Source organism: Stenotrophomonas sp. KH_036_B, from assembly GCF_057839485.1.
Genome location: NZ_CM174491.1, coordinates 4,459,298 through 4,469,630, shown reverse-complemented (window position 1 = coordinate 4,469,630; position 10,333 = coordinate 4,459,298). Strand labels below are relative to the sequence as shown.

8 protein-coding genes are annotated in these 10,333 nt (G+C 67.1%); 6 read left to right on the top strand and 2 right to left on the bottom strand.

The window, feature by feature from the left end; genetic code table 11:
- Positions 1–252: 252 nt before the first annotated feature.
- The 6 genes from rpmH to AC3ITN_RS19685 all read left to right on the top strand — a co-directional run bounded on the left by rpmH (position 253) and on the right by AC3ITN_RS19685 (position 8,127).
- A complete protein-coding gene (gene rpmH / locus AC3ITN_RS19710) occupies positions 253–393 on the top strand; it encodes a 50S ribosomal protein L34 (RefSeq protein WP_006404565.1) in 141 nt (46 codons plus the stop codon).
- A 5-nt stretch (positions 394–398) separates the two neighbouring features.
- The gene (gene rnpA, locus AC3ITN_RS19705) at positions 399–887 is read left to right on the top strand and encodes a ribonuclease P protein component (protein ID WP_313345043.1); all 489 of its coding nucleotides are present in this window, start codon (positions 399–401) and stop codon (positions 885–887) included.
- Positions 884–2,575: a membrane protein insertase YidC gene (gene yidC, locus AC3ITN_RS19700; protein WP_313345040.1), complete on the top strand. Its 1,692-nt coding sequence runs from the start codon at positions 884–886 to the stop codon at positions 2,573–2,575. Before rnpA ends, yidC begins: the two co-directional genes overlap by 4 nt.
- A 104-nt stretch (positions 2,576–2,679) precedes the next feature.
- A complete protein-coding gene (locus AC3ITN_RS19695; protein ID WP_489391621.1) occupies positions 2,680–5,352 on the top strand; it encodes a polysaccharide deacetylase family protein in 2,673 nt (890 codons plus the stop codon).
- A 3-nt stretch (positions 5,353–5,355) separates the two neighbouring features.
- A complete protein-coding gene (gene mnmE, locus AC3ITN_RS19690; protein ID WP_313345034.1) occupies positions 5,356–6,699 on the top strand; it encodes a tRNA uridine-5-carboxymethylaminomethyl(34) synthesis GTPase MnmE in 1,344 nt (447 codons plus the stop codon).
- Between the two features lie 378 nt (positions 6,700–7,077).
- Positions 7,078–8,127, top strand: coding sequence for a glycerophosphodiester phosphodiesterase (locus tag AC3ITN_RS19685; RefSeq protein ID WP_489392971.1), 1,050 nt, complete (start codon positions 7,078–7,080; stop codon positions 8,125–8,127).
- 139 nt (positions 8,128–8,266) lie between these two features.
- On the opposite strand, the gene AC3ITN_RS19680 is transcribed toward AC3ITN_RS19685, so the two are convergent.
- Entirely contained in the window at positions 8,267–9,037 is a 771-nt protein-coding gene (locus AC3ITN_RS19680) for a rhomboid family intramembrane serine protease (RefSeq protein WP_489391620.1), read from the bottom strand.
- 97 nt (positions 9,038–9,134) lie between these two features.
- The gene (locus AC3ITN_RS19675; protein WP_313345028.1) at positions 9,135–10,094 is read right to left on the bottom strand and encodes a TerC family protein; all 960 of its coding nucleotides are present in this window, start codon (positions 10,092–10,094) and stop codon (positions 9,135–9,137) included.
- Positions 10,095–10,333 lie beyond the last annotated feature (239 nt).

The window sequence follows — 10,333 nt, the reverse complement described above, 5'->3', positions numbered from 1 at the left end:
CGGCAATAATCGTCTGGGGCCAGCGTACAGGCGTGGGAAACCGCCGCACCGAAGGCCGGAAGGGGGAAGAATGGATGGCGCAGCCTACCACCGACGCAGGGGTCCGGGAATGGTTGTCCCGAAGTTATTCACAAAATGATCCACAGCTATTGCACAGGCCGATGAAATCCCGTAGTGACACAGGCTTGACGTGACCCGGGGTAGGTCTATAGAATTTCCGGTTCTTTCCGTCCCCTCCATATAGAGGCCCGCATGGCCACCAAGCGCACTTTCCAACCCAGCAACCTCAAGCGTAAGCGCGACCATGGCTTCCGTGCCCGTATGAAGACCGCTGACGGCCGCAAGATCCTGTCGCGTCGCCGCGCCAAGGGCCGTAAAGTCCTGAGCGCTTGATTGCAATGCCGCTTTCCGCGGCAGACGCAATCCTGACTGTGAGCAGTTCCGACCCGCGCAAGCGATTTCCTCGCTCTGCGCGGGTTCGTACGCGTGCCGAATATACAACGGTCTTCAACGGCGCCCGCCGTGTGTCCGAACCGCTGATGACCCTGCACTGGCTGAAGAGCGACACGCCAGCCAGGCTGGGTCTTGCCGTTTCGCGAAAAGTCGACCCCCGAGCCGTGGGTCGCAACCGAGTGAAGCGTGTGCTGCGCGATGCCACACGCCACCTACGGCCGTGGCTGAGTGCCGGCGATTATGTCGTCGTCGCCCGTAGTGCTGCCCGTACCGCAAGCAATACCGAGATCCGACAGGCCTTCGAACGCCTGCTCCGCCGGTTGGGCACATTGCCCATGCCGGGCGCGGACGGCACAATGCCGCCGCCCGGGGTCGCACCCCATTCCCAGTCCGAGCCGGCACCTGCTGCCGGCCCCGTCGAGCCCGCACGATGAACCAGACCCGCGTTTTCCTTATTGTTGCCTGGCTGATGGTGGCCGTCCTGCTATGGATGGAGTGGGGCCGCGACACCGCCGCGCCGACTCCGACGGCGCCCGTGGCCGCCCAGACCCAGGGCAGCGTCCCGGGCGCGGCGGGTACGGTACCCGGCGCCAACGTGCCGAACGCGCCGGGCAGCACGCCGGCCACCCAGCCGGCCGCGCAGGCCCAGGCCGGCGCGCCGCGCGTGACCGTCACCACCGACGTGCTGCGCCTGGTGCTGGATGGCGGCACGGTGCTGGACGCCGAGCTGCTGCAGTTCCCGCAGACCAAGGCCGACGGCAGCCCGCCGGTGCGCCTGCTGACTGAAGAGCCGACCCACCCGTACCGTGCGGTGACCGGCTGGACCAGCCAGGACAAGAGCATGCCGGTGCCGGAAGCCAATGGCTTCACCCTGGTCGGCGACGCCAAGGACTTCGTGCTGGCCAAGGGCCAGAACGAGCTGCAGGTGCCCTTCATCTGGAATGGCCCGAACGGCGTCAGCATCCGCCGCACCTTCACCGTCAACCGCAACGAGTACGCGGTGAAGGTCAAGGATGAGGTCATCAATGCGGGCACCACGCCGTGGAGCGGCTACGTCTACCGCACGCTGGACCGCACGCCGACCATCCTGTCGCGCAGCATGACCAACCCGGACTCCTTCAGCTTCAACGGCGCGACCTGGTTCGATGCCGAGAAGAAGTACCAGCGCCGTGCCTTCAAGGACTACCTGGACGATGGCCCGGTCAACCAGCAGGTCACCGGTGGCTGGGTAGCGTTGCTGCAGCACCACTTCTTCACCGCGTGGATCCCGCAGAAGGACCAGGCCGCGAACTACTCGCTGAGCCAGCATGACGGGCGCGACCAGATCCAGGCCACCGGTCCGGCGTTCACCGTGGCCCCGGGCCAGCAGGTGAGCAGCGAAGCGCGCCTGTGGGTGGGTCCGAAGCTGGTCAACCAGATCGCCAAGGAAGACGTGCCGGGCCTGGATCGCGTGGTGGATTACAGCCGCTTCTCGATCATGGCCGTGATCGGCCAGGGCCTGTTCTGGGTCTTGAACCAGGTGCACAAGGTCGTCAACAACTGGGGCTGGGCCATCGTTGGCCTGGTGGTGCTGCTGAAGCTGGTGCTGTATCCGCTCTCGGCCGTGCAGTACAAGAGCGGTGCCAAGATGCGTCGCTTCCAGCCGCGCATCGCGCAGCTGAAGGAACGCTATGGCGATGACCGCCAGAAGTTCCAGACCGCGATGATGGAGCTGTACAAGAAGGAAAAGATCAATCCGATGGGCGGCTGCCTGCCGATCCTCATCCAGATGCCGATCTTCTTCGCGCTGTACTGGGTGCTGGTGGAGTCGGTGGAACTGCGCCAGGCGCCGTGGCTGGGCTGGATCCAGGACCTGACCGCGCGCGACCCGTACTTCATCCTGCCGGTGATCAACGTGGCGGTGATGTGGGCCACGCAGAAGCTGACCCCCGCGCCGGGCATGGACCCGATGCAGGCCAAGATGATGCAGATGATGCCGCTGATCTTCGGCGTCATGATGGCCTTCATGCCGTCCGGCCTGGTCCTGTACTGGGTGGTCAACGGCGGCCTGGGCCTGCTGCAGCAGTGGTGGATGACCAAGCGCCACGGCGGCGAGCCGGTGCCCGCCCCCGCAAAGAAGTAGAGCTGACCTGCTGAAATGAAAAACCCGCCCCCCGGCGGGTTTTTCTTTGCCGGCGATACAATCGCCACCAGACCTCCCACCACGCTCCACCCATCGAGCCCCCCATGCCCCGTGCGTCGTCGTTGTTCCGCCTGTCCTCCATCGCGCTGCTGACCCTGGCCGTCGCCAGCTGCGGCAACAACGACCCCGCCGCACCGACCACGCCGACCCAGCCAAGCGCACAGGCCGCCGCCGCCGCCGATCCAGCCGCCGCGCCGCTGCTCACCGCCCTGCAGAAGCAGCTCGACGGCCATCGCCGCATCATCGTGCTGCTCGCCGACGAAGCACAGCAATCGCCCAGCGACCGCACCACCTCCAGCCGCATCGGCCAGCAGCTGTTCCACGATGGGCTGGACCAGCGCAAGGCCATCGCCGCCCAGTTCGATACGCTGCTGCGCGGCACCAGCCCGCAACGCTTCACCACGCTGGGCACGGTGCTGGACTACATCGAATCGGCCCCGGAGCTGTACGACGCCGACCGCCTCGCGTTCCGCGAAGTGCTGCGCGACCTGCACGACCGCATCGGCGCGGATTCCTCGCTGCCGGCGGTAAAGCTGCACCAGCGCATCGGCGAGGACCTGGAGGCGCTGGATGAGATCGAGCGCAACTACAACCAGGAAATCACCCGCATCTTCAGCCGCTTCGAGCGGACCCGTGCGATCACGCTGAAGCGCGAGAAGTGGGACGACTACGTCGCGCACCTGCGTACCCAGTACCGCCGCGACGCCATCCTGCGCGACTATGGCGTGATCGAGCCGTACCCGATGTCGATGAAGGACAGCGACCGCGAGATCTTCGGCCGCGACCTGCCGCCCAAGACCGTGGTGCTGACCTTCGACGACGGCCCGCACAAGGCCTATACCGACGAAGTGGTGGCCATTCTCAAGCGTTACGACGTGCCCGGCGTGTTCTTCGAAGTGGGCCGCAACCTGGGTGAGGTACATGCCGACGGCAGCGTCAAGCTGGGGCCCATGGCCGGGATCAGCCGCAGCCTGATGGAGCAGGGCTACGCGGTGGGCAACCACAGCCTGACCCATGCACAGCTGTCGCGAACCACCGGCGAGGCGCTGCGCGAGCAGGTGCTGTCCACCGACACCCTGCTCAAGGACGTGGACAAACGCCGCGCCCCGCTGTTCCGCTTCCCCTATGGCGCGCGCAACGCCGAAGGCCTGCAGCTGCTCAACGAAGCCGGGCTGAAGTCGATCATGTGGAACATCGACTCCATGGACTGGGCCGACCCGGTGCCGGAATCGATCGTGCAGCGCGTGGTCGACCAGGTGCAGAAGGAGCAGCGCGGCATCATCCTCTTCCACGACATCCACGACCGTGCGGTGAAGGCGCTGCCACAGATCCTGGATCGCCTGATCGCCGACGGCTACCAGTTCGCCGGCTGGAATGGCCGGGAGTTCACCGTCAGCCGTCCGCGCAGTGCCGCCGCCAGCGAGGCCACCGTCACCACCGGCTATGAGAAGTCGTGGGCGATCGTGATCGGCATCGACGAATACGCGAAGTGGCCGCGACTGGAGTACGCCAGCCACGATGCCCAGGCCATCGCCGATACGCTCACCGGGCAGTTCAAGTTTCCGTCCTCGCAGGTGATCGTGCTCAAGGACAAGCAGGCCACCCGCAACAACATCCTGGCCGCGTTCCATGACCGGCTGGCCGACGACCGCACCGGCCGCAACGACCGGGTGTTCGTGTTCTTCGCCGGGCACGGGGCCACGCGCCGGCTGGCGTCCGGGCGCGACCTCGGCTACATCATTCCGGTGGATTCGGACCCGAACGAGTTCGCCACCGATGCGATCGCGATGACCGACATCCAGAACATCGCCGAAAGCATGCAGGCCAAGCACGTGATGTTCGTGATGGATGCCTGCTACAGCGGCCTCGGCCTGACCCGCGGCGGACCGTCGTCTTCGGCATTCCTGCGCGAGAATGCGCGCCGCAGCGCCCGCCAGATGCTGACGGCCGGTGGCAGCGACCAGCAGGTGGCCGACAGCGGCCCGAACGGCCATTCGGTGTTCACCTGGGTGCTGCTGCAGGCGCTGGCAGGGAAGGGCGATCTCAATGGCGATGGCCTGATCACCGGTACCGAGCTGGCGGCCTACGTGGCACCGGCGGTCTCGGCCGTATCGCGGCAGACCCCCGCCTTCGGCAGCCTGCCCGGGTCGCAGGGTGGCGAGTTCGTGTTCCAGGTGCCCGACAGCCAGGAGTACCTCAACGCCGACACGAGCCAGCTGTCCGCCGATGCGATCGCACTCAACAACCGCGTCGATGCTGCACAGGACGCCAAGCCGCCGGGCGACGCGCCGGTCACCGTGGCCGACCTGCAGGGCGGCAAGAGCACGCTGGTGGTGCCGGCAGCCGTGCCCACCTCCGACCGCCAACGCGCGCAGCAGGCCAACGACCGCGGCCTGCAGCTGTACCGCGAGAAGCGCTACGACGAGGCGGCGGCGCAGTTCACCGAAGCCCTGAAGCTGCGCCCGGACTTCGCCCAGGCGGCCAACAATCTCGGCTTCGTCTACTACCGCCAGCAGCGCTATGTCGAGTCGGCGCGCTGGCTCGAAAACACCTTGAAGATCGATCCCTCGCGCGCGGTGGCCCATCTCAACCTGGGCGATGCCTACTTCCACGCGGGCAATACCGCGAAGGCGAAGCAGGCTTACACCACCTACCTCGCGCTGCAGCCGCAGGGCAGCGGTGCCGCGCAGGCCCGCGCGCAACTGGAGAAGCTCTGAGCCATGAACGCGTCCACTGACACCATCGTTGCCATCGCCACCGCGCCCGGTGCCGGTGGGGTGGGCATGCTGCGCGTGTCCGGGCCGCAGGCGCTGCGCATTGCGGCGGCGCTGGGGTGCCCGCTGCTGCAGCCCCGGCACGCGCATTACGCGCGCTTCCGCGATGCCGAGGCCGAGGTGATCGATGACGGCATCGCGCTGTACTTCCCCGGCCCGCGCAGCTTCACCGGCGAAGACGTGGTGGAACTGCAGGGCCATGGCAGCCCGGTGGTGCTGCAGCAGCTGGTGGCCCGCTGCATCGCACTGGGCGCGCGCCAGGCCCGACCCGGCGAGTTCAGCGAACGCGCCTTCCTCAACGGCAAGCTCGACCTGGCCCAGGCCGAGGCCATCGCCGATCTGATTGCCGCCAGCGACACCCGCGCGGCCCGCGCGGCGCGGCGTTCGCTCGACGGCGTGTTCTCGCGCCGCGTGGAAGACGCAGGCGAGCAGCTGGTGCGCCTGCGCATCCACGTGGAGGCGGCCATCGACTTCGCCGACGAGCCGCTCGACACGCTGGGTGGCGAACAGGTGCGGTCTGGACTCGGGGAGGTGCTGCGGTCGCTGGTGACGCTGCGCGACGACGCCGAACGCGGACGCAGACTGCGCGACGGCCTGCATGCGGTGCTGGTGGGGCCGCCCAACGCCGGCAAGAGCTCGCTGCTCAACGCGCTGGCCGGCAGCGAACGCGCCATCGTCACCGACATCGCCGGCACCACCCGCGACACCCTGCGCGAGACCATCCGCATCGACGGGCTGGAGCTGACCCTGGTCGACACCGCCGGCCTGCGCGAGGGCGGCGACGCGATCGAACGCGAAGGCATGCGCCGCGCGCGCGCCGAGATGCAGCGCACCGACCTGGCCATCATCGTGCTGGACGCGCGCGACCCGCAGGCGGGGCACGCCGCCGTGGCCGACGCGATCGCCGACGTCCCGCAGCAGTTGTGGATCCATAACAAGAGCGACCTGCTGGAATCGCTGCCGGCCGACATCGACGCCAACGTGGTGCATGTTTCGGCGGCCACCGGCCAGGGCCTGGACCGGCTGCACACCCGCTTGCGCGAACTGGCCAGCGGCAGTGCCGGCGACAGCGTGGAAGGCGAGTTCTCCGCCCGCGCCCGTCACGTGGAGGCGATCATTCTCGCCATTGGCCACGCCGAGCGCGCCGAATCGGAGCTGGTGCACGAACACCTGGAGTTGGCCGCGGAGGAACTGCGCCTGGCTCACGAAGCCTTGGGAGAGATCACCGGGCGGATGAGCGCCGACGACCTGCTGGGGCGGATCTTCTCGAGCTTCTGTATCGGCAAGTGATGCGAGGGACACGCATGGCGTGTCGCTACGACCGTTGCAGGCAATCAGCGTAGGGACACGCCATGCGTGTCCAGGCCACCGTTGCAGGCAATCAGCGTAGGGACACGCCATGCGTGTCCAGGCCACCGGCGCAGGCGACCAGCGTAGGGACACGCCATGCGTGTCCAAGCTTCCCGCCTGCCGATGCCGTCACCTGAAAGACTGTGACACCGGTCTTCGTTTCTTGCCGCTGTAACACGGCAGCACCACAATACGCCCGTTCATTCCACGCCCCCGCCGCGTCGGCGCGGGCCGCCGTACCAACAGGGGTTTGCAGTGTCGAAGTCGTTGTGGGGTAGTGCCTTGCTGTTGTCGCTGGCCGTGGCACCATCGGTGGCCATGAGTGCCGAATCTTCCCCTCCCGCGCCGCGCAAGGCGGCGGTGTATGGCCATCGCGGGGCCAGCGCGCTGTTGCCCGAGCACACCCTGGCCGCCTACGCGCAAGCCATTGCCGATGGCGCCGACTACATCGAACCCGATCTGGTGATGACCAGGGATGGGGTGATGGTGTCGCGGCACGAGAACGAGATCAGCGGCACCACCGACGTCGCCGCCCACCCCGAGTTCGCCAGCCGCAAGACCACCAAAACCATTGATGGCGAGCGCGTCGAGGGCTGGTTCACCGAAGACTTCACCCTGGCCGAGCTGAAGACGCTGTACGCCCGCGAGCGCCTGCCACAGCTGCGCAGCACCGCCTATGACGGCCAGTTCCGCATCGCCACGCTCGACGAGATCATCGCCTTCGTCGTGCAGCAGGCCGGCCGCGCCAACCGCGGCATCGGGCTGGTGCCGGAGATCAAGCACGGCACCTACTTCAAGGGAATCGGCCTGCCGATGGAGGACGTGCTGGTCACGGCCCTGCAGGCCAACCCGTATACCAAGGTGGCCCCGGTGACCATCCAGTCCTTCGAGGTGGGCAACCTGCGCTACCTGCGCGCCAAGCTCGGCCGTGACAGCAACATCCGCCTGCTGCAGCTGCTGGGTGACCCGAAGCAGCAGCTGGGCGACGTGCTCGCGGCCAAGGGCAGCCAACGCTACGCGGACATGATCACTCCGGCCGGGCTGGACCAGATTGCCGGGTATGCCGACGGTATCGGTCCCAGCCTGCGCATGGTGATCCCCTTGGATGCCAATGGCCGCCTCGGCACGCCGACGTCGCTGGTGCGCGATGCGCATGCGGTCGGCTTGATGGTGGTGCCGTATACGTTCCGCCCGGAAAATCCGTTCCAGGCCGCCGAGTTCCGCAAGGGCGAGGCCAATGCGCGCAATGCCGAGGGCTCGGTGGCCGAGATGCGCGCCTACCTGGCAACCGGGATCGATGCGTTCTTCACCGACGATCCGGCGTTGGGGCGGCAGGCGGTGGATGGGCCGGCGACTGCCGGCAACTGATGCGTGGGCCGGCCAGCAGGTCAGCGTTGATGGGGGGTGCCGGTTTGGCGGCCAGGTCCGCGGGGTACGTGCGACACGCATGGCGTGGCGCTACGATGTCGGCCGCGTAGGGACACGCCATGCGGGTCTGCGCAGTGAGTCAGCGTTCGTCAGGCCTGCGGAACGGCAGCACCACGAAGTCCTGCCCCTCGCGCGGCTGCCACAGCACCGGCACGCGGTGCGGGGAAGGCGGTTCCAGGTCGCCGTCGCGGCGGACCTCGAGGTCGTCTTCTTCCTCATCCTCCCAGCTGTAGCGTTTGCGCGGTGCCATCGGGTCCGAGAGGCGGAACAGCAGCGCACTGACGATACCGGCCAGCGCGCCGCCCATGTGCGATTGCCAGGACACGCCCGGCTCGTGCGGGAGGATGGTGATCAGCATGCTGCCGTAGAACAGGAACCCGATCAGCCCGGCCGCGATGGCGGCACGGTCGCGTCGCAGCAGGCCGAGCACGAACACCAGGAACATCAGGCCATGGGTGATGCCACTGGCACCCAGGTGACGGCTGCCGATGTCGCCCAGCAACCACGCGCCCAACCCGGACCCGATCCACAACAAGGGAAGCGCGCGCGCGGTGGCCTTCGGATAGACGCTGCCGGCCAGGGTGCCGAGGATCAGCAGGGCAATGCTGTTCGCGCCCAGGTGCTGGACCGAACCGTGCAGCAGCGGCGCGCCGAGAATGCCGAGCAGGCCGGCCTTGTCCAGCGGCGCCACGGCCCATGGCCGCCAATCGAAGTGACCCTGGGCGGTGAAGATCGCCACCAGCACCAGCACGAACGCCAGGCTCAGGTTGAACGCCCGCATCACACGACCACGGTCGGTACGGGGAGAGACCGGCGGCTCGCCGGCAGGCAGGGGCAGGTTGGCGTTCATACCCACAGGAATTGCGTCGCATCAGCCTGAACACAAGGGCAACGCGGCGGGAGAGAGTAGTGCCGCCGGCGGGACAATCCCGCCGGCGGCATGCAGGTCAGGCGTGACCGCCTTCTTTCGGCGGGTTCTTCAGGCTCAGCACCACGGTGGCCGCAATGATCAGCGCCACCACACCCAGCGAGATCGGGGTGGGGATCTTGAAGATGTCGATCAGCATCATCTTGGCGCCGATGAAGGCCAGCACCAGGGCCAGGCCGTACGGCAGCAGGTGGAAGCGGTCGGCCATGCCGGCCAGCAGGAAGAACATGGCACGCAGGCCCAGCACCGCGAACACGTTCGAGGTGAGCACGATGAACGGGTCGGTGGTGATGGCGAAGATGGCCGGGATGCTGTCCACCGCGAAGATCACGTCGGTCACCGCGATCAGGATCAGCACCACGAACAGCGGGGTGTACCAGCGCTTGCCGTCGCGCATCACGCTCATGGCATTGCCGGCGTAATCCGGCAGCAGGCGCAGGTGCTTACGCATCCAGCGCAGGGCAGGGTTGGCTTCCAGGTCCGGCTCCTGGCCGGCCGAGAACCACATCTTCCAGCCGGTGAAGAGCAGGAACGCACCGAACACGTAGAGCAGCCAGTGGAACTTGGTCAGCAGCACGCTGCCGGCGAAGATCATGATCGTACGCAGCACGATAGCGCCCAGGATGCCGATGATCAGCACCTTCTGCCGCTGTTCCTCGGGCACCGCGAAGTAGCCCATGATCATCAGGAACACGAAGATGTTGTCCACCGCCAGGGCTTTCTCGACCAGGTAACCGGTCAGGAACTCCAGGCCCACCTTGTTGGCCACCACCTGGCCGGCGGTCTCGTTCAGGTAGTACCAGAGGCCACCGTTGAAGGCCAGGGCCAGGGCGACCCAGCCGATCGACCACCACAGGGCCTCCTTGAAGGTCACCTTGTGCGGGCCGCCGTGGCGCATGAGCACCAGATCGACCAGCAGCGCGATGATCACCACCGCGCCGAAGCCGCCCCACAACCATAAATTACCGATCGTCTGCATGAGTTTGTCCGTTGAATGAATGAAATGCCTCAAGCCGGACGGCGAGGATCTGCAACGGAGGATCGGAGGGGATCCGGGGACAGAGCTTCGCCATACGGCGAAGGTCTCGCTCGCAGTCCCACCGGGTGGGACTGCCGTTGCACCGGAGCCTGCGGGCTCGAATTGACGGCGACAACGTCTGGGAGCTACTCCCCTTCTGCGGCCGATTCTGCGGGCTGAATGGGCTGGCGTCAAATCCC

What these genes read in the sequence shown, in the direction of transcription:
- rnpA (WP_313345043.1), top strand. Translation starts at nt 399, where the DNA reads ATGCCGCTTTCCGCGGCAGACGCAATCCTGACTGTGAGCAGTTCCGAC.
- AC3ITN_RS19675 (WP_313345028.1), bottom strand. Translation starts at nt 10,094, where the DNA reads ATGCAGACGATCGGTAATTTATGGTTGTGGGGCGGCTTCGGCGCGGTG.
- yidC (WP_313345040.1), top strand. Translation starts at nt 884, where the DNA reads ATGAACCAGACCCGCGTTTTCCTTATTGTTGCCTGGCTGATGGTGGCC.
- mnmE (WP_313345034.1), top strand. Translation starts at nt 5,356, where the DNA reads ATGAACGCGTCCACTGACACCATCGTTGCCATCGCCACCGCGCCCGGT.
- AC3ITN_RS19685 (WP_489392971.1), top strand. Translation starts at nt 7,078, where the DNA reads ATGAGTGCCGAATCTTCCCCTCCCGCGCCGCGCAAGGCGGCGGTGTAT.
- AC3ITN_RS19695 (WP_489391621.1), top strand. Translation starts at nt 2,680, where the DNA reads ATGCCCCGTGCGTCGTCGTTGTTCCGCCTGTCCTCCATCGCGCTGCTG.
- rpmH (WP_006404565.1), top strand. Translation starts at nt 253, where the DNA reads ATGGCCACCAAGCGCACTTTCCAACCCAGCAACCTCAAGCGTAAGCGC.
- AC3ITN_RS19680 (WP_489391620.1), bottom strand. Translation starts at nt 9,037, where the DNA reads ATGAACGCCAACCTGCCCCTGCCTGCCGGCGAGCCGCCGGTCTCTCCC.